The organism is Flavobacteriales bacterium (genome assembly GCA_019694795.1).
GTDB lineage: Bacteria > Bacteroidota > Bacteroidia > Flavobacteriales_D > UBA2798 > UBA2798.
The window spans coordinates 1-20,528 of sequence record JAIBBF010000049.1; the positions used below are offsets into that span (position 1 = coordinate 1).

At 39.7% G+C, this 20,528-nt stretch carries 16 protein-coding genes; 10 read left to right on the plus strand and 6 right to left on the minus strand.

Annotated features, from left to right (window positions below; all coding sequences use genetic code 11):
- Positions 1-80: 80 nt before the first annotated feature.
- From K1X56_12130 to K1X56_12140, 3 genes are read left to right on the plus strand one after another with little or no spacing between them, the layout of a single operon-like run.
- Positions 81-494 carry a transcriptional repressor gene (locus tag K1X56_12130; GenBank protein ID MBX7095459.1) on the plus strand — a complete coding sequence of 138 codons (414 nt, stop codon included), beginning with the start codon at positions 81-83 and terminating at the stop codon, positions 492-494.
- Positions 495-497: 3 nt separating this feature from the next.
- Positions 498-1,421, plus strand: coding sequence for a TraB/GumN family protein (locus K1X56_12135; GenBank protein ID MBX7095460.1), 924 nt, complete (start codon positions 498-500; stop codon positions 1,419-1,421).
- Between the two features lie 13 nt (positions 1,422-1,434).
- Positions 1,435-2,670: a hypothetical protein gene (locus K1X56_12140; protein ID MBX7095461.1), complete on the plus strand. Its 1,236-nt coding sequence runs from the start codon at positions 1,435-1,437 to the stop codon at positions 2,668-2,670.
- A 45-nt stretch (positions 2,671-2,715) separates the two neighbouring features.
- On the opposite strand, the gene K1X56_12145 is transcribed toward K1X56_12140, so the two are convergent.
- Both K1X56_12145 and K1X56_12150 read right to left on the minus strand, forming a co-directional pair.
- A complete protein-coding gene (locus tag K1X56_12145; protein ID MBX7095462.1) occupies positions 2,716-3,627 on the minus strand; it encodes a paraquat-inducible protein A in 912 nt (303 codons plus the stop codon).
- A complete protein-coding gene (locus K1X56_12150) occupies positions 3,624-4,685 on the minus strand; it encodes a T9SS type A sorting domain-containing protein (protein ID MBX7095463.1) in 1,062 nt (353 codons plus the stop codon). Before K1X56_12150 ends, K1X56_12145 begins: the two co-directional genes overlap by 4 nt.
- A gap of 97 nt (positions 4,686-4,782) precedes the next feature.
- Between K1X56_12150 and K1X56_12155 the strand changes: the two genes are divergently transcribed.
- The gene (locus tag K1X56_12155; protein MBX7095464.1) at positions 4,783-5,196 is read left to right on the plus strand and encodes a hypothetical protein; all 414 of its coding nucleotides are present in this window, start codon (positions 4,783-4,785) and stop codon (positions 5,194-5,196) included.
- Between the two features lie 47 nt (positions 5,197-5,243).
- Here the strand turns inward: K1X56_12155 and K1X56_12160 are convergent, their stop codons facing one another.
- Positions 5,244-5,624 carry a DUF1987 domain-containing protein gene (locus tag K1X56_12160; GenBank protein MBX7095465.1) on the minus strand — a complete coding sequence of 127 codons (381 nt, stop codon included), beginning with the start codon at positions 5,622-5,624 and terminating at the stop codon, positions 5,244-5,246.
- A 15-nt stretch (positions 5,625-5,639) separates the two neighbouring features.
- Positions 5,640-6,188, minus strand: coding sequence for a SiaB family protein kinase (locus K1X56_12165; GenBank protein MBX7095466.1), 549 nt, complete (start codon positions 6,186-6,188; stop codon positions 5,640-5,642).
- 133 nt (positions 6,189-6,321) lie between these two features.
- Here K1X56_12165 and K1X56_12170 point away from each other — a divergent pair, with 133 nt between their 5' ends.
- Positions 6,322-9,132 (plus strand): S8 family peptidase, encoded by a 2,811-nt coding sequence (locus K1X56_12170; GenBank protein ID MBX7095467.1) that lies wholly within the window; start codon positions 6,322-6,324, stop codon positions 9,130-9,132.
- 46 nt (positions 9,133-9,178) lie between these two features.
- On the opposite strand, the gene K1X56_12175 is transcribed toward K1X56_12170, so the two are convergent.
- Positions 9,179-10,255 (minus strand): branched-chain amino acid aminotransferase, encoded by a 1,077-nt coding sequence (locus tag K1X56_12175; GenBank protein ID MBX7095468.1) that lies wholly within the window; start codon positions 10,253-10,255, stop codon positions 9,179-9,181.
- A 103-nt stretch (positions 10,256-10,358) separates the two neighbouring features.
- On the opposite strand from K1X56_12175, the gene K1X56_12180 reads away from it, so the two are divergent.
- Together K1X56_12180 and K1X56_12185 are read left to right on the plus strand one after the other, a co-directional pair.
- Complete coding sequence (locus K1X56_12180) at positions 10,359-12,272, plus strand: RecQ family ATP-dependent DNA helicase (protein MBX7095469.1); 1,914 nt, start codon at positions 10,359-10,361, stop codon at positions 12,270-12,272.
- Positions 12,273-12,312: 40 nt separating this feature from the next.
- Complete coding sequence (locus K1X56_12185) at positions 12,313-13,128, plus strand: SDR family oxidoreductase (protein ID MBX7095470.1); 816 nt, start codon at positions 12,313-12,315, stop codon at positions 13,126-13,128.
- A gap of 97 nt (positions 13,129-13,225) precedes the next feature.
- On the opposite strand, the gene K1X56_12190 is transcribed toward K1X56_12185, so the two are convergent.
- Positions 13,226-15,787, minus strand: coding sequence for an ATP-dependent Clp protease ATP-binding subunit (locus tag K1X56_12190; protein MBX7095471.1), 2,562 nt, complete (start codon positions 15,785-15,787; stop codon positions 13,226-13,228).
- Between the two features lie 249 nt (positions 15,788-16,036).
- Between K1X56_12190 and gyrA the strand changes: the two genes are divergently transcribed.
- The 3 genes from gyrA to K1X56_12205 all read left to right on the plus strand — a co-directional run.
- Positions 16,037-18,613 (plus strand): DNA gyrase subunit A, encoded by a 2,577-nt coding sequence (gyrA, locus tag K1X56_12195; protein MBX7095472.1) that lies wholly within the window; start codon positions 16,037-16,039, stop codon positions 18,611-18,613.
- A gap of 34 nt (positions 18,614-18,647) precedes the next feature.
- On the plus strand, positions 18,648-19,910 hold the full coding sequence (locus K1X56_12200; GenBank protein MBX7095473.1) for a tetratricopeptide repeat protein: 1,263 nt from the start codon (positions 18,648-18,650) through the stop codon (positions 19,908-19,910).
- Between the two features lie 234 nt (positions 19,911-20,144).
- Positions 20,145-20,528 (plus strand): hypothetical protein (locus K1X56_12205; GenBank protein ID MBX7095474.1); only part of this gene is annotated, 384 nt, incomplete at its 3' end.

Sequence of the window (20,528 nt, forward strand, 5' to 3'; positions counted from 1 at the left end):
TTTCCACCATTCAGCCAGAACTCCATCGTTTCGGGGAATTGTGCCCGTATTTACGTATTTGATGTGTATATTAGCAGTCCATGAAAAAGGCCCTGGATTTTTTGCTGGAGAAGGAATTGCGTAAAACACCGTGCAGGGTTTTTGTGTTGAATGAATTTTTGAAAAAGGGGAATAAAGGAATTTCAGAAATAGAATTGGAAACCCGCAGCAAAGGGAAATTCGACCGCGTTACCATTTACCGTACACTTAAAACATTTATCGAAAGTCATATTCTTCACAAAGTGATAGATGATGATAATGTAGTGAAATACGCCTTGTGTAAGGAATGTCAGGATCATCACCACAACCACGAGCATGTCCACTTTAAATGCACCTCCTGCAACACGACGAGCTGTCTCGATGATATCAGTATTGTTTCCGTGGATCTCCCCAAAGGATACAAGAAAAAAGAAGCTAACTTTTTAATAATAGGGATTTGTCCCGAATGCAATTAAACCATGATGAAACTTAAACAGGTTTTTCCAATTTTTGGGTTTGTACCCTTTTTGATTTTTATCCTTTCCTGTGGAGAAAAAGAAAAATCCATTCAGGAATATTTAGGGTATGAGTACGCCGAAAATAATCATTCCCTATTGTGGGAAATAAGCGGGAATGGATTAAAGACACCTTCGTATTTATACGGTACCATTCACATTCAACGCAAAGAAGTTTTTGCTTACGATAGCATCGTGCAGAAAATTTTCGATACCTGCTCGGCTTATGCCATGGAAATTAGCATGGATGAAGTGAATCCGATTAAAGCAGCGAAAATGATGATGCTCGAAAAACCACTCGATCAATTAATCAGTCCCGAAAAATATGCGCGTATCGACTCCTTTTTCAGAGCAGAAACAGGAATTGGAATCGGACTCCGAAAAACAACCAAGCCTTTTTTCTTAATGGCTCAGCTCATGCAGAAAGATATCGGAAGCGATATGGAAATGGCTTTGGATTTGTATTTTTTCAATATGGCCAAGGATCAGAAAAAGAAAACGATCGGTATTGAAAAATTCGAAGAACAAATGGCAGCGGTCGATCAACTAACGGTTGACGAACAAGTGGATTTAATTCTAAAAGGATTAGGCGATACCACATCCAGTATGGCTAAATTCGACGATCTGATTAAAGTTTACCTCGAAGGAGATTTAGATAAAATGATCGAATTATCTACCGATACCATGTATCCTCCAAAATTCAATCAGGCATTTTTGATCGACCGAAATGTGCACATGGCCGAACGCATTGGAAAACATTGCAAGGACCAAATGACCTTTTGTGCTATCGGTGCAGCGCATTTGGGTGGACCACAAGGTGTAATTGAATTAATGAAAAAAGATGGATTTACTTTAAAACCAATAAAAACAAGCTTCAGAAAACCATAAGCAATTTCACGTCATGAAAAAAATAAGCATCTTATCATTTTCCTTATTTCTGGCTTTAGGCTTACAGGCACAGGATAAAAACAAAGGGACATTTATTCAGGTTAAACCCGGATACTATCAGAATTCAATCTTAAAAGGAATTCAGGATTACGAAGAAAAAAAGGCAGAAGAGAAAAAACACCAGGTGTTTAAAGTTGATCTCAGCAATGCCACTCTTCCAACCGATCCGGAAAAGTACACCAGCATTTGGCATAACAGTCCAATTTCGCAAGGTAACACCGGTACCTGCTGGTGCTTTTCTACCACTTCCTATTATGAAACTGAAATCAAGCGTATTTCAGGTAAAGAAGTGAAACTTTCTGAAATGTACATTGTGTATTGGGAATATGTAGAACGTGCCCGTTATTTTGTACAAAACAGAGGAGCGATGTCCATCGGTGAAGGATCGCAAACGATGGCAGTTGCCAAGAACATGAAAAAATATGGAGCTGTTCCTTTGGATTTATACACGGGTATGAAACCCGGTCAAAAATTCCATACGCACGAACAAATGTATGCAGAAATTGAAGCCTACCTGAAAGGTGTAAAAGAACGCAATGCATGGAATGAAGAAGAAGTAGTATCTACCGTTCGCGCCATTCTCGATTTTCATATGGGTCCAATCCCCACCAAAGTAAAAGTAGACGGCAAAGAGCTTAGTCCGCAGGATTATTTAAAAAACAACCTCAAATTTAATCCGGATGATTATGTCGATTTCATGTCGCTCATGACTGCTCCTTATTGGGAAAAAGCATTATATGATGTGCCCGACAACTGGAATCGTTCAAAGGATTTTATTAATATCCCTTTAGATGATTTTATGGCTGTAATTAAATCGGCCATAAAAAATGGATATGGTATCAGCATCGGTGGCGACGTATCCGAAGCCGGATTTGAAAGCTGGAAACAAGTTGCTATTGTTCCAACATTCGACATTCCTTCTGAATATATCGATGAGAGCGCAAGAACATTCCGTTTTTTAAATGGAACCACCACCGACGATCATGCGATGCATTTAGTGGGTTATTATGAGTTCAATGGTAAAACCTGGTTTCTGATTAAAGATTCTGGTTCAGGTTCCAGAAACTGCGGAGAAGGTTGCAAATCGTTTGGATATTATTTCTTCCACGAAGATTATATCAAACTTAAGATGATGACTTTTACCATTCACAAAGATGCCGTTAAGGACATTCTGAAAAAGGTGAAATAAGAAATAAATAACAAATGAAAATCCCGGTCGAAAGCCGGGATTTTTTTATGCGGTTTCTAATTCTTTTTCTACTGCTTTTTCGAGATACATCGAAGAGATAATGGATAAAACACAATAGGCTAAAAAGAAGTACAAACCGGGTAAAGTATTTGCTTCGGTAGAAATGCCCGTGTTCATATTATAGAACGATAAGTATGCTAAAAAACACGCGGCTACAAATACATCAGCCATGCTCCATTTCCCGATTTTGCCAATCAGTTTCCGAAGGAATTTCTTTTTGCGGATGTCGGCGTGACTAAGCATTACCAGCGATAAAATCAATTTGATGACTGGCATGATAATGGAAAAACTCATAATTGCAATTGCAACTAATGCATTGCCGCTTTTAAACAGTATGCCAATCAGTTCAACAATGGATTTGTTTTGATAATAATAATACATATCGCCCTGAAAAGTTTTACTCATATCCAGCTTATACCCAAAAACGGGATCGGTCCATTTTAACGGAATAGTTAAATCGTGACTATATGCGCCAATCTCCAGCATCGGTAATGAAATTCCAACTATTAAACACATGGCAGAAACCACTACCAGCGAAATGGAATTAAACTGTGAAGCCACGGTATGATTTCGAAAAACCATCCATCCGACGATTAAAAATAAAAAGCAAAAAAGACCAAAAACCGTCGAATGCCAGTTGCTCAATTCCAGATATTCATTGGCATTGTCGAGATGTTCCTGCGCTAATTCTCTTCGGTCTTTTGCTTCCCATTCGCCCAGTGCCCATTCTTTTGCGTTGAGCAATCGCTGCTCAAAATTTAAAATTTCCACATAGCGAACCATTTCCTTTTTATAGGAAGCGCCTAATGAAATCATGTGAAAAGCAATAAATCCGCTGATCGCTATAAATAGAATCAGATTAAAAAAATACAATCCCGATTTGGGTTTAGTACTCATGGAATCATTATTTTCTTCACCTGGTGATGATCACCGGAGGTGACATGAACAAAATACAATCCGGAATGAAGTTGAATAGTTTCCTGATTTGAGGTCGTAGATTTTTGAAAAATCATTCTTCCGCTTAAATCAACAATTTCGATCGATTTCATTTTGGAATCGTTGTTCGTCATTGAAATGATTAGCGAAGTAGAGGAGAGGAGTTGTGCAGAGAAAAGCTGATGCTCCATATCTTCTGTACTTATTCCCACATTTAAACAGGATGCAAAAGGATGAAGACCTACAGTGTTATTTCCGGAGTTAGGTACACCTAAAGTATCGAGCGTTTGTGCGAAATAAATATCTGCAGGAGAACTTAAACCTGTAACATTCATATTGACCGGTGCAGCTACAAAATCATTTTCAAAGCGACTGATACGATTCGGACTCCAGGACGAAACATAAAATTGATTCTGACAATTCATGGCAATTCCATCACAATTTCCCAATGTGGTTGCAGTTAAAGTGGAAACCGTGGAATCACTTAATTGCACTGCCATAACCGGAGCATTGGCGCCCCAGTTTACAAATACCAAACGATTGTCGTCCTCATCAAAAATAATCCCATTCGGCGATTTGGCCAGTCCTGTTACATAAACATTAAACTGACCGCTGGAAATCGTGTAGCGATATATTTTTTTAGCAGAAAAATCGGTGATAAACAGATTACCATTATTGTCGTGCGTAATTCCGTTTAAAAATGTAGCTCCCAGATTTACGTTGTTTAATAAAACACCACCGGATAAACTGTATTCTTTTAAATTACTTCCATCGCAGGCGAAAACGGAGGTGCCAACAATTTCAAGTCCGTGCGGACCACTGCTAATTCCGCTTGCAAAAACACTTAAAGTACCATCCTGCGCTCTCTGTAAAATTTCGCCACTGCCATTATTCGAGATTAACCAACGTTGATTCACTTCATCATATTCCACACTTTCCGGACCATTTAAACTTTGAGCCTGAGAGTAATTTGCCTGAAGACCTAATAAGCAGGTCAATACAATTAATTTCTTTTTCATGCTTGAAATATACAAAATTGGGTAGTATTATTGAGACGAAAAGGTAGTAATACGGGTAAAGCTAAAATTGCCCTGATCTATTTTTGTAAATAATCATTTGAGTACAAAAACCAACATATCGCCCTCCATAATTGCATCCGAAAAGTTATCCTTTTGCGAGCTTTCATTGCGCGACGATGGTATTTTTTTAATCAATGTATTTCCGATGGTTAATTTAGGCCGTGAAGAAATGGTGCAAATGCAGGAAGCTAAAGTCCGAATTACTAATAATACCAAATACGTCAACCTCATTATCATGCAAAAATATTCCTCTGCCGACCACGAAGCAAGGGATTATGTAGGTACCGAAGAGGCCATGGCCCTGCGCATTGCAGATGCGTTTGTAATTACTTCCTTACCTCAGCGCATAGTAGGGAATTTCTACCTGAATTTTAATAAGCCAAAAGTGCCAACCCGATTTTTTACTTCGGAAGAAGAAGCAGAAAAATGGCTCAGGCAATTCATAAAATAAAAAAGGGAAACCCATGGCTTCCCTTTCTTTTTAAGAATGTGTATCGATTAGCTTAATTCAGCTACTTCAATCATTTTAAACGGAATATTGATAATGGCCTGATAGTCTTCTCCGGCTTCCAGCATATCTTCATCATCCTCTTCATAGTACCAGTTGATGGTCATATTTGTACCTGTAACGGTTTCCAATTTCTTGAACACATCCAAAATACATTTAGAAGAACTTGTATTGAAGTACTCCAACTTAATGTTTACGTTGGTTTCTCCTTTTGGAGCTTTTCCATACTCTTCAATCCAATCAATTAAAGGCTTGTAAAACTCAATGGAGTTTTCAGGAATAGAGCGTCCGCGGATTTCTAAAATGCCGCTGTCTTTTTCAAATTTCACCGTTGGTGTTTTCGGTGTGCCTTCTATAGTAATGTTTTCCATGTTTGGTAATTATATTCAGTTCGGGGTTACTTTAACGTTTAATGCAAAAAATGAATTGTCTTTATCAATTTCCTGAAAACTATATTCCAGTTTTTGTCCGGATTTACGGGCGATATCAATCATTCCTAATCCACCACCGCCTTTGGCCGACATAGTCCCGTTGTTCAATACCGACTTATAGTATTCTTTTAATTGTTCCTTGTCCATGGCATTAATGGCGTCCAACTTATCCCGTAAACCTTTCACATTTTCGGTCATGATAAAATTGCCCGTCATAATCATGTAATCTTCACCATTTTTTGCCATCATAAATATGGCAGATTTAGAATCGGCCAATCCTTCTACAAATGGAATTTCATCAATGTGATGGTAAAGGTTTTGCAAACATTCTACCAATACATTGAATACCTTTTTCTTGATCTTTGGGGAATCATCGGAATTATCCAACTTATTCTCCATAATCTGCAAAATAGAGGTCAATAACTCGGAAGTCACCGTGCCCTTAAAGGAGAGCATGATGTTGTTCCGCTCCATTTTATCATAAATGTCGTAGATGTCCAACATAAGGTTATAGGTAAACCAAATATACTGAGTATTTTACATTTCCAAAATCTTAAGGTAAAAAAATAAGATTTCTTCTTAACATAAACCCCGAAACCGTTGAAATCCTTTCGTTGAATTTTATTATCTTGGAATTATGGTCCGGATTTACCTCCTTTTACTGGTGACTTTGCTCACCTTTCATGGTTCAGCTCAGCAAAGGGGTGTCGACCATAAATTATCGGCCTATCTAAAGGATTGTCCCGATCAGAAGGAAATCCACCTCTTCGTAAAAGGGGATAAAGCCAGATTAGAATCTTTTTTCAAGGAAAACGAGGGCAGTATTAAATATGCTTCCGGTCCCTATTGGGCCATCCGGATTCCTGCTTCTTCCCTTCGAAAATTAATGCACACTACTATTTGCAGCAATTATCATTTCGATAATTATAAACCCGTTGTAATGAATGATACCATGCGGGTAAAAAACAATATCGATTCGGTTTATTTGGGATTTCAGCCACTTGGTACTCCTTATACCGGGAAGTCCGTTTTAACAGCGATTATAGATACGGGGATCGATTTTAATCATCCGGATTTTAAGGATTCTACCGGACAAACCCGCATTGTTGCTATTTGGGACCAGACCGCCGTATTTGATCCCCAACGAACACCCCCGCAGTATGGCTACGGACAAGTTTGGGATTCCAGCACCATCAATCAGGGAATTTGTACCCAGGTGGATAATTATGCACATGGATCAACCGTTGCAGGATGTACGGCAGGAAATGGACTGGCAACCGGACATCACCGTGGTGTTGCACCTGAAGCTACGATTATAGGAGTGAAAAGCGATTTGAATTCATCCAACTGGTTAGCCATTATGGCCGATGCGGTGGACTGGATTTTCCACATGGCCGATTCTTTAAATATGCCGGTAGTAATAAATGCCAGTCTTGGTGTGTATGAAGGTTCGCACGATGGAAAAGATCCTGCAGCTGTTTATATCGATTCATTGATACGAGCTAAACGCGGACGATTAATGGTTTGTGCTGCCGGTAATTCTGGAAATTCGGCTTTATATGGCAATTACCATTTGCATTCAGAAGTCACCTCCGGTGATACGGCATTTACATGGTTTCAATATAATCCTTCCACTTATTTAGGTTATGGAGCAGTATTTTTTGAGGCCTGGTCAGATACTTCATCGCTTAATCACATGATGTTTTCGGTGGGTGCAGATGCTACCAGTCCACAGTTTTCATTCCGGGGAAATACGCCATTTCGTAGTGTGGATCAAATTCCTTTAACAGGACTTACCGATACCTTAAGAAATGGAGCAAATACATTGGCAATTGTCGATTATTACAAAGAGGAAATGAATGGTGTTTATCTCTTGCAGGTTCACCTGAAACAACCCGATTCCAGTCAATATAATTTTCGCTTTATCACCACCGGTGATGGTAGTTACGATGTATGGTCGGCAACCTGGTTAGGAACCAGTGCAATATTGAATACAGGAATTCCATCCAACACGCAATTGCCCGATATTATTCATTACAGAATGCCCGATTCTGCATCGGTCATTGTTTCTTCTTTTACGTGTTTAAGTTCGGTTGTAACGGTGGCCAATTATAATTCCACCAATGCGTATTGGGATTACAATGGAAACCTGCAAACATTTCCTACCGTAACCGGTGCCATTTCTGTGAACTCGAGTAGGGGACCAACCCGCGATTTTAGGCAGAAACCTGAAATTGCAGCAACGGGAGATGTCACCATGAGCGCTGGTCCGCTTACCAGTATGGCATGGATGAGAATCAATGAACCGTTTAAAGTTTCGCAGGATACCATGCACATTCGCAATGGTGGTACTTCCATGGCATCACCCGTGGTGGCCGGAGTTGGTGCTTTATTATTGGAAAAATGTCCGCAATTAAATTGGGATGAATTTGCTGCCATCATTTCGGGCACTGCCAACAGTGATGCATTTACGGGTAACATTCCCAATTCAACCTGGGGATTTGGAAAGATCAACGGATTTAGAGCTTTGATTGAAACGAATTTTCAAGTCGAAATTGTGGCTGATACTTTTTTATGTAATGGAGATTCTGTTTTAGTTAGTACCAATGGAAATTATTCCACCTATGATTGGAGCAATGGAGGAAATCAATCGCAATTTTTTCAGATGGACACAGATACCCTTCAGGTCACCGTTACAAATATGGCTGCGTGTAAATCGACAGATTCTCTTTTTATTATTACGGAAGCACAAGCTTTGGCAGCACCTTTAATTAATGGATCAACTTCGTTTTGTTATGGCGATTCTACATTATTAATCTGTAACGAAAACTACCCGATTTTTAACTGGAGCACAGGTTCAGATTCTTCTTCCACCTTTGCTAGTGCCTCTGGAATAATTTCATTGTCTGCTATCGATGTCAACGGATGTGAGAGTCCTGTTTCAACTATAAATTTAGTTGAGTTGCCACTTACAACTACCAGTTATACCTACAATGGAAATTCAGATTCCCTGTGTTTTTATTATGGAGCACCTTATGTTTCTCTGGAATGGTACATCGATAACGGTTCCGGATTTACACTTTTTTCTGCTACGGATTCAGCCTGCTATTTCCCGAATGGAGATTTTGATTTATACCTCGTGGTAACCGACACCAATCACTGTTCTGCCTATTCCGATACGAGTCATTTTCAGATTTCAGGATTAGAAGATGAATCATCTTCATTGTTGGTTTCCATATTCCCCAATCCATTTCACGACCAACTTTCTATTCGTGCTGAGGCAGGATTAAAAATAGAAATGATCAATCAACTGGGACAAATCGTCTATACATTTAAAATACCCGCTTCCGGAAATTATTCATTTTATCCTGAACTGGCTCCTGGAATATATTATCTCAGAATTACTTCTGCAACTGAAACGAAATGCTTGCCCATAATCCGGCAATAAAAAAGGGGGACAACATCGTCCCCCTAAAAAATTAGTTGTATTCCGATTACATTACTTTGTAAATCCAGTTGTGTTTATCTTCTACTGCACCTCTTCTTAAATCTTCGAGGTAATTGCTCACCTTATTCGAGAAGAAATCCTCGGTTGGAGTAGGGAGTGTATATTGTTTATTTCGATAACCGATTAACTGAATATGCGCAATGGTTGCTGCGGTTCCGGTACCAAATGCTTCTACCAGTGTTCCTTTTTTCAAGGCATTGATAACCTCATCAACATGGATGGATGTTTCCTCTACATTCATTCCCCAGTCGCGTGCAATGGTTAATACACTGCTTCTGGTAATACCGGGTAAAATAGTCCCACTGGTTGGAGGCGTTAAAAGTTTATCGCCAATAACAAACATGATGTTCATGGTACCCGATTCCTCAATGTATTTATGCTCCTTGGCATCGGTCCACACCAGCTGATGATAACCTTCTTGCTGACCTAAACGGGCAGGATACAAGGCACCAGCATAATTTCCTGCAGCTTTAGCGCGACCAACCCCACCTTCGCAGGCACGACTGTAAACGGTTTCAATTTTTACGCGAACCGGCTCGGTATAATAGGAATTAACCGGACAAGTAAAGATTACAAAACGATAGTTTTCCGAAGGTTTTACGCCAATAAATTCATCCGTTGCAAACATAAATGGACGAACATATAAGGAAGAACCAGCTTTTTTCGGGATCCACTCTGCATCTAATTTGATGAGCTCCGTTAGCGCATCCATAAAAATTTCTTTCGAAAGTGTAGGCATACACATCCGTTCTGCAGAACTGTTTAAGCGTTTAAAATTTTCTTCGGGTCTGAATAGAAAAACTTCACCGCTTTCATTTTTGTAGGCTTTCATTCCCTCAAAAATGGATTGACCATAATGCAAAGCATGAGTGGCAGGACTCATCGGAATTGGCGCATACGGTACAATTTTCGGATTTTCCCATTTTCCGTTTTTAAAATCCATCACAAACATGTGATCGGAAAACTGGCGACCAAAAATGATATTATTAAAATCAACTTCGGAAATTCTTGAATTTTTTGTCTTTTCGATCTGTATAGACATAGTAGTGTTTTCTGCTAGCATCTCAATTCAGGTTTTGTGAACGACTCCTCACGAAAGTAAGCATTATAATTTAAAGAGGCCAAAACAAATGGAAAGGCTCGTCATTTTTGGTATTTTTGAGTAAATGATCACGGAATTAAGAAGTATTCTTCAGCAATATTGGGGACATCGCCAGTTCAGGCCCAATCAGGAGGAGATTATTCGTTCTGCAATGGAAGGACATGATACTCTTGCACTTCTGCCCACGGGAGGAGGGAAATCCGTTTGTTTTCAGGTTCCTGCCATGGCAAAAAAGGGAATTTGTATTGTGGTTTCTCCATTGATTGCCTTAATGAAAGATCAGGTTAGAAATTTAAATCAAAAAGGAATTAAATCGCTGGCCATCGTTTCCGGAATGGATAAACGTGAAATTGACATAACATTGGACAATTGCGTTTATGGAGATGTGAAGTTTTTATATGTATCGCCCGAGCGACTACAAACTACTATATTTAAAGAACGTGTAAAAAAAATGCACGTCAATTTTATTGCTGTCGACGAAGCGCATTGTATTTCGCAATGGGGTTATGATTTTAGACCACCATATTTACAAATTGCAGAATTAAGAGAGCTACTTCCTCATGTTCCTGTAATTGCTTTAACAGCAACTGCCACACCTGAGGTGATAGAAGATATTCAATTGCGATTAAATTTTAAAAATGCTCAGGTTTTTAAAAGCAGTTTTGCACGTAAAAATCTGGCTTATTTAGTGCGAAAAGAAGAGGATAAACATGCGCGATTACTTAAATTGTTTCACCAGATTCCCGGTACCGGAATCGTGTATGTGCGAAACCGGAAAAGAACCATGGAATTTGCATCCTTTCTTCAGAAAAATGGAATAAAGGCCGATTATTACCATGCCGGTTTAGAAGGGAAAATCCGTGAGGAGAAACAAAAAAATTGGATTGATGGCAAAACAAGGGTAATCTGTTCAACCAATGCATTCGGAATGGGAATCGATAAACCGGATGTACGTCTGGTGGTGCATATAGATCTTCCCGATTCGCCGGAAGCCTATTTTCAGGAAGCAGGTAGGGGAGGAAGAGATGGAGAAAAAGCATGGTCCATTATATTATACGACGATGCCGATCTTTTCGCTCTGGAAGAATCGGTTAAACAATCCTTTCCTGATCCGGAAATCATAAAACGAAGTTATGTTGCCCTGTGCAATTATTACCAATTGGCTGTAGGTTCAGGATTAGATGAGAGTTATGAATTCGACCTCAGCGAATTTTCGGAACGATTTGGATTAATTCCCAATCAGGTATTTCATTCTTTAAAATTGCTTGAATTAGGCGGATTTATTCAGCTTTCAGATGCCTTTTCTCAGCCTTCTCATATCCGCATGTTAATGAATGCAGGTGATCTTTATAATTTTCAAATCAGCAATAAAAGTTTCGACGGATTCATCAAATTACTCTTACGATCCTATTCCGGATTGTTTGATGGAGCAGTGAAAATCAATGAAAAACAAATTGCTGAACGGAGTAATAAAACCGAAGAAGTCATTGTGCGCTATTTGCAAAAACTCGATGAGTTGAAAGTCCTCGTTTATGTTCCCCGTTCCGATAAACCGCGCATCAATTTTACCAGAGAAAGGGTTCAGGAAAAAGACTTTGTATTGACTCCTGAAGTATACCTGAACAGGAAAAAAACTGCATTTCAGCGAATGGAAACGATGCTGAATTATGTTCAGAACACAAGTGAATGCAGATCGACCATTTTACTCCGCTATTTTGGAGAAGATCCCGAATACCGTTGTGGCATTTGTGATCATTGTCTCCGGGAAAATAAAATACATATCAGCAATATTGAAATGAACAGTATTTCTGAAGAAATAAAAAAAATTCTGGGGGCTGGTCCCCTAGGTATGAAAGCCCTGCGCGATCAGCTTACGCATCACAATGAAAATAAGGTGAAAACGATCATACGTTGGTTATTGGATAATGATAACCTCAAAATCAACGAACACAACCAGGTTTTCTGGAATACCCATTGATCGAAAAAAAACTGCATATTTGCTGTTCAAATTCAAAACCATGGGAAATAATCTGCTTAAAGGAAAAAAGGGAATCATTTTCGGTGCCCTGAATGATATGTCAATTGCCTGGAAAGTGGCCGAACGTTGCTATGAAGAGGGAGCTGAAATTGTATTGACCAATGCACCTGTTGCCATGCGCATGGGGGAAATTAATAATCTTGCTGCCAAGTGTGGAAATGCACCGGTTATTCCTGCAGATGCTACTTCAATGGAAGATATGGAAAACCTGGTAGCTAAAGCTATGGAGCATTTTGGTGGCAAATTCGATTTCGTGTTGCACAGTATTGGTATGTCGCTCAATGTACGCAAAGGCAAGCCTTATAACGATCTCAATCACGAATGGATGCTGAAAACAATGGATATTTCGGCTATTTCATTCCATAAATTATTGCAAACCTGCATGAAAAAAGATGCACTTAACGATTGGGGATCGGTATTGGGATTAACCTATATCGCTGCTCAACGTGTGTTTCCGGATTATAACGAAATGGCTGAGGCAAAATCGTTGCTGGAATCCATTGCCAGAAGTTTCGGATACCATTATGGCGTTTCTAAAAAAGTGCGTGTTAACACCATTTCTCAATCGCCAACCATGACCACCGCAGGCAGTGGTGTAAAAGGATTTTCTGAATTCATTTCGTTCTCAGAAAAAATGAGTCCACTTGGTAATGCATCTGCACAAGATTGTGCCAACTATTGTGTAGTAATGTTCTCTGATCTTACCCGATATGTCACCATGCAGAACCTTTTCCACGATGGAGGATTTTCCAATACAGGAGTCACACAGGCCGTGATTGAAAAGTTTGCTGAATAACTACTTATTTCTTTAAATATAAAAGGTCCTTCATTTTATTGTTGGACCTTTTTTTTATCTAAAAAAAATCCCCGCACTAAGCGGGAATTTAATTTTATTAATCTTCAGAAGGATTTTCTTCTTCTTTCTTTGGCTTCTTTTTGGATCCGCCACTACCTTTCACCACTTGAATAGTCAAATCTTTTTTTTCCTTATCGAAACCAACTTTAATGGTATCGCCTTCGGTGAGGTTCGATTTAATGATTTCTTCTGCGAGTGGATCTTCGAGGTATTTTTGGATGGCACGTTTAAGTGGACGAGCACCAAATTTTTCATCAAATCCATTGTCGGAAATATAATCCTTCGCATCTTCAGTAAGTTCGATTTTATAACCCAACTCATTGATGCGCGAATACAATTTCATCAATTCAATATCAATGATTTTGTGAATGTCCTCACGTTTAAGTGAATTGAACATAATTACATCATCAATACGATTTAAAAACTCAGGTGCAAAGGCTTTGCGAAGAGCTGATTCAACAACTCCTTTTGTATCGGCCGTTTGAGCTTCTGTTTTTGCTTTCGTTCCAAATCCAACACCCGTACCGAAATCACTTAATTGACGAGCTCCAATGTTGGATGTCATAATGATTATCGTATTGCGGAAATCGATTTTGCGACCTAAACTATCGGTCATTTGACCATCATCTAAAGCCTGCAGGAGTAAATTGAATACATCCGGATGGGCTTTTTCAATTTCATCGAGGAGAACGATGGAGTAGGGACGACGACGCACTTTTTCGGTTAATTGTCCGCCTTCTTCATATCCTACATATCCCGGAGGCGCTCCGATTAATCGGCTCACGGCAAATTTTTCCATGTATTCGCTCATATCAATACGAATCATGGCTTCGTCGGAGTCGAACAAGTATTTTGCAAGTTCTTTTGCCAGCTGAGTTTTACCAACACCGGTAGGACCAAGGAAAATAAATGATCCAATTGGTTTATTCGGATCTTTTAATCCGGCACGGTTACGTTGAATAGCTTTTACAACTTTTTGTACAGCCTCTTCTTGTCCGATTACTCTTCCTTTCAGGTTATCGGCCATTTGTACCAATCGGCCACTTTCTTTCTGAGCAATACGCTGAACAGGAATGCCCGTCATTTGAGCCACCACTTCTGCAACATTTTCTTCCGTTACGGTAACACGTTGCAAGCGCGATTCTTCTTCCCATTTCTTTTTCGCTGCTTCCAATTGTTCCTGAAGCTGACGTTCAGTATCGCGTAATTTAGCCGCTTCTTCGTATTTCTGACTGCGAACTACATTGTTCTTTTCTTCCTTGATATCTTCAATTTTCTTTTCAATATCGAGGATGTTTTTGGGAACATTGATATTGCTCAAGTGAACACGTGAACCTACTTCATCCAATGCGTCGATTGCCTTATCCGGTAAGTGACGATCAGTAATATATCGGGCCGTCAGTTTAACACATGCCTCAATAGCATCCGGAGTATAATTTACATTGTGGTGATCTTCATATTTTTCCTTGATGTTATTCAGGATTTGAATGGTTTCATCCACACTTGTAGGCTCAACAATTACCTTTTGGAAACGACGCTCAAGAGCACCATCTTTCTCGATGTACTGACGGTATTCATCAAGCGTAGTAGCACCGATGCATTGGATTTCACCACGTGCAAGAGCTGGCTTAAACATATTGGATGCATCTAATGAACCGGAAGCTCCTCCAGCACCAATAATCGTATGGATTTCGTCAATAAACAAAATCACGTCCGGCGATTTTTCCAATTCGTTCATCACCGCTTTCATGCGCTCTTCGAACTGTCCACGGTATTTCGTTCCGGCCACAAGTGATGCCAGGTCGAGAGAAACAACGCGTTTATTAAATAAAACACGCGATACTTTACGTTGAACAATACGAAGTGCCAATCCTTCGGCAATGGCTGATTTACCAACACCTGGTTCTCCAATGAGAATCGGGTTGTTTTTCTTTCTGCGGCTAAGGATCTGGCAAACGCGTTCTATTTCTTGTTCGCGCCCTACAATCGGATCAAGTTTTCCATCTTCTGCAGCTTTGGTAAGATCACGACCAAAATTATCCAATACCGGAGTTTTGGATTTAGAATCGGATCTGCGTTGACTTTGAGAGAAGGAATCTCCGGCATTTTCATCGTCATCATCTGCCGGATTGTTGGGCAGTTCTGATTTAGGGTAGTTGTTGTCTTTGAGCATGTTTTCTAGTTCTGCTTTTACTGTGTCGTAATCTATATTAAAACGATGTAAGGAACGTGTGGCAATATTGTCCTCGTCTTTTAAAATCGACAATAACAAATGTTCGGTTCCAATTACGCTGCTTTTAAATAATCGGGCTTCAAGATAAGTAATCTTTAATACCTTTTCCGCCTGCTTCACCAATGGCAAATTGCCAACAGTGGCAGAGCGGGAATTTCCCGGATTAAGATTCTTTTCGAGCTCCTTGCGAAGATCTTTAACGTCTGTACCAAGTTGACGAATAATCTTAATTGCTTTTCCTTCTCCTTCGCGGATTATTCCCAGCAATAAGTGTTCAACTCCGATATATTCGTGTCCCAGTCTCAAGGCTTCCTCTCTGCTAAAGGTGATTACATCCTTTACCCGGGGTGAAAATTTAGCTTCCATAGTGTGTGTCTCCTTCCGATCCCATCTGTTTAAGATTCATCGCAAGTGGCCTAAAAATACAGGAGTTTGCGATGCTTCCAAAATTATACAAGCAATATGTTAGGACCTTGTTCATAAGCTGTTTTTTTCAACAGATTTTTGTTTAAAATTACGGGGTCAAAAATCCTTCGTTTGCCTCACAAATTGGGTACTTTCGTCCTCCTTTGAAGATTTTCTTCAAGAATCATGCAAATCAAGATATAAGACATTATGGCAGAAGGCGAAAAGATTATCCCTATTAACATCGAAGAAGAAATGAAAACGGCTTACATCGATTATTCGATGTCGGTTATTGTTTCCCGTGCATTACCTGATGTACGCGATGGATTAAAACCCGTACACAGAAGGGTTTTATTCGGGATGCAAGAGTTAGGTGTATTATCGAACAGACCCTATAAAAAATCGGCGCGTATCGTTGGGGAAGTATTAGGAAAGTATCACCCACATGGTGATAGTTCGGTATACGATACCATGGTGCGTATGGCGCAGGAATGGTCCTTGCGTTATCCTTTAGTGGATGGTCAGGGTAACTTCGGTTCAATTGATGGTGATAGTCCGGCTGCAATGCGTTACACCGAAGCGCGTTTGAAAAAAATTGCGGAAGAATTACTCTCGGATATTGAGAAAGATACGGTTGATTTTCGTCCCAATTTCGACGACTCCTTAGAAGAACCTACTGTTTTACCGGCTCGTATACCTAACCTGTTAATCAACGGTTCATCGGGTATTGCCGTTGGTATGGCTACCAATATGCCACCACACAACCTCACGGAAGTGATTGATGGTACCATTGCATACATCGACAACCGCGATATTGATATTGCCGGTTTAATGAAATATGTAAAAGCACCCGATTTTCCAACCGGAGGAACTATTTATGGTTACGACGGAGTAAAACGTGCATTTGAAGAAGGTCGTGGTCGTGTAGTTATTCGCGGTAAGGCGGTTATTGAAGAGGAAAAAGGTCGGGATATGATCATTGTATCCGAGATTCCTTACATGGTGAACAAGGCAGAAATGATTCGTAAAACAGCGGATCTGGTGGAGGAGAAAAAAATTGAAGGTATCTCCGATATCCGTGATGAATCGGATCGTTCGGGTATGCGCATCGTTTATGAATTAAAGCGTGATGCTATACCTAATGTAGTACTGAATAATCTCTATAAGTACACGGATCTACAAAGCTCGTTTTCAGTAATTAATATTGCGCTTGTTAAAGGTCGTCCGATGGTGTTAAACCTGAAGGATATGATCGTTCAGTTTGTGGATCACCGTCACGAAGTGGTGGTAAGAAGAACCAAATTTGAATTAAGAAAAGCACAGGAAAGAGCTCATATTTTAGAAGGATTAATCATTGCTTCGGATAATATCGATGAAGTGATTGCATTAATCCGTGCATCGGCAAGTCCGGATGAAGCGCGTGAAAAATTGATGACCCGTTTCAGCTTGTCGGAAATTCAAGCCAAGGCTATCGTAGAAATGCGTCTGCGTCAGTTAACCGGACTTGAACAAGATAAATTACGTGCTGAGTACGAAGAAGTGATGAACCTGATCAAAGAACTTCAGTCCTTATTGGACAATGAAGATCTTAGAATGGAACTCATTAAGAAGGAGTTGATCGAGATCAAAGAACAATACGGCGATGAGCGCAGAAGTCAGATTGAATATGCATCGGGCGACTTCCGTATTGAAGATATGATTGCCGATGATGAAATGGTGATTACCATTTCTCACATGGGTTATATTAAACGTACACCGTTAAAGGATTACAGAACCCAAAGTCGTGGAGGAGTTGGTTCTAAAGGAAGTTCAACACGCGATGAGGACTTCCTGGAACATATTTTCATGGCTCAAAACCATGATTACCTGTTAATCTTCACAGAAAAAGGAAAATGTTTCTGGATTCGTGTGTTTGAAATTCCGGAAGGAAACAAAACCTCCAAAGGAAGAGCTATTCAGAACCTGATCAATATTGAGCCGGATGATAAAGTACGTGCCTATATTAATGTGAAGGACATTACCAATCAGGAGGCGATTCAGGATAAATACATCATTCTGTGTACCAAAAAAGGTGTTATTAAGAAAACCGAACTCGAAGCGTATTCACGTCCAAGATCCAACGGTATTAATGCCATCACCATTCGTGAAAATGACACCCTGCTTGAGGCTCGATTAACCAATGGAAAAGACCATATTATGATGGCCTTGAATTCGGGTAGAGCTATTCTTTTCCCAGAGGACGAAGTACGCGATATGGGAAGAACAGCATCGGGTGTACGGGGAATTCGTTTGGTGGATGAGCAAAAAGAAGAAGTGATCGGAATGGTAACCTTTGCCGACATTAATGAGAATGAAGTACTCGTTGTTTCCGAAAAAGGATACGGAAAACGTTCGAAAGTAAGCGAATACCGCATCACCGGTAGAGGTGGTAAAGGGGTTAAAACCTTAAATATTACGGATAAAACCGGTGACCTTGTTGCTATTAAAAACGTTTCGGACGAAAACGATCTGATGATTATTACGAAGTCAGGAATTGCCATTCGTCTGGCTGCTGCAGATCTTCGCACCATGGGTCGTGTTACTCAAGGTGTGCGACTGATCAACCTGAAAGGAAACGAAGAAATTGCTTCAGTTGCCGTGGTGAACCGTAACGATGAAGAAGACGAAACCGGAAATGAAGGTTCCGATTTGATTCAACCGGTTAGTCCCGACGATGTCCTTGATAATCCGGTAGACGAAGCGGATGAAAGCAATGGCACGGAAATTGAAAATGGAAATGTGGAATAATTGAAAAAAAACATCCAATAGAAAAATAAAGCGTATGAATATTTTCAAAAAAGCAATTTACGGGTTAACCCTTCTGGCTTTTACCTCCGGAAGTTTGTTTGCGCAAACCAATAATCGTGTATCGGCCCATGATGCCTTTATGGATTTTATGAAGTTGCAAAAGGATAATCCTACTGCCGCAAAAGGCAAATTACTTGAAGCTAAAAAGTATATCGACCTGGCAGCTGAACACCCTGAAACGAAAAACGACCCTAAAACGCTTACTTACAAGGGTAAAATTTACTTTTTTGTAGCAGCATTGGCAGGTGCAAAAGATGCACAGTTCGCTGAATTTGATCCCAATAAAATGGGGGAGGCTGCTATTCAATCCTTCAAAGAAGCAATGAAGTATAAAACCAAAAAATATGATCCAAAAGATGATATCCACCAGTTCTTAATGCTTCCTTACACCATGTCGTACCAAGCTGGTTCGGAGTACTTTAAAAAGCAAAAATATGATACCGCCATGGTTTCATTTGGAACTTGCTATGAGTTGATGAATATTATTGAAGTACTGGATACTTTATCTTGCTTTAATGCCGGATTAAGTGCGGAATATCATGCCGACCGTATCGCCAATAAATGTGCTGCCGATAAGAAGGATGATTGTCCCGAAGCCAAAATTTTCTACGATTCTGCAGCCAACTACTATGCAGTTTGTGCACAAGCCGGTTTCAATGGCGCTGATATGTATGTTCGTTATACAGATGTATTATTAAAAGGTGGGAACAAGGACAAAGCAAAAGAAGCCTTACTTGCCGGTAAAGCGAAATATCCTAAAGATAATTCATTGATTATCCAGGAGTTTAACTATTATTTATCGATTGGTGACAATGCCTCGGCAGAAAAAGCTCTTTCTGAAGCCATTAAAGCAAATCCGAAGGATGCCATTCTATATTTTAACGCAGGAGCTATTTACAGCGAAATGAAGCGTTATGATGAAGCGAAAAAAGCCTATGAAAGTGCTATCGCTATTGAACCTAAGTATTTTGATGCTTATTTCAATCTGGGAGCCATGTACTTTAACCAGGCAGCTGATTTGTATAATGCCATCAACGATATTAAGGACAATGCCATTTACGATAAAGAAAAGGCGAGAGCTGACCAAATGTTTAAAGATGCATTGCCATGGTTAGAAAAAGCCAGAGAATTGAATGGTAAAGACAAAAACAACCTGATTATGCTACGTACCATTTATGCTCGTTTAAGCATGAACGATAAGTGGAAAGAAGTAGATCAGGTAATCAAAAACGGATAATTCATTATCAAATTTAATATGAATCGGGAATCGAAAGGTTCCCGATTTTTTTATATCCATTTTGTAGTATAGGGTGGTTATATCTTAATTATTAATTTTTTACAACTTAACATAATGTAAATTATAAACCGAAAGGATTGGTCATAAAATAAGGGGTAAGTGAATTTGGTGGTAACAATTTGCGGATATTTACAGGCATAGGATTTGATAGATATTAATAAACCTCCAAACACCATGAAAGCATTTTTTATTTGCCTGGCTACACTGATTCATCTACAGGTCTCAGCTCAGGAACGAAACGGATCTTTATCAACTAATCGTCCGGGCAAAGGAATGTTCTTTCAAAAAGAAGCCATTACAACCAGCTTTAAAGATGTTGATACCAGTCGCTGTTTCGCAGACGGTTTCGGTGATTCTGCTACCTATTTGCCTTTACAATACATGCCTAAAACAGATTCGGGCGCTTTTATCTTACCGCCCGGTTTCTATGAAATGAACTGCGAAAGTTATTGTATTCGAGCCGGGACCTACGGACCCAGCGCCGGTGATGGTTATGGCTGGGCTGAGTTATCGGGACCACAACAAAATTTGATGATCACTGCATTACGGAAAAGTCGC